We start from the raw sequence: 226 nt of genomic DNA on the forward strand, positions 1-226 counted from the left end.
TACCCGGACGCCCACTGCGAGCTCGACCACGCGAACCCGCTACAGCTCCTGGTGGCCACCGTCCTGTCCGCCCAGTCGACCGATCGGCGGGTGAACACGGTCACGCCCGTGCTGTTCGCCCGCTATCCCGACGCCGCCGCACTCGCGGCTGCCGATCGCGCCGAGCTGGAGGAACTGATCACGCCGACCGGTTTCTTCCGTGCCAAGACCGAGTCCCTGCTCCGGC

1 protein-coding gene is annotated in these 226 nt (G+C 69.9%); it reads left to right on the forward strand.

Features of this window, described 5'->3' with window-relative positions; translation table 11 throughout:
• Positions 1 to 226: endonuclease III (gene nth / locus BN358_RS24025; RefSeq protein ID WP_368730813.1), on the forward strand; the 226-nt coding region annotated here is incomplete at both ends.

The sequence above is a fragment of the Sedimentibacter sp. B4 genome (assembly GCF_000309315.1).
In the GTDB taxonomy this organism is placed as follows: domain Bacteria; phylum Bacillota; class Clostridia; order Tissierellales; family Sedimentibacteraceae; genus Sedimentibacter; species Sedimentibacter saalensis.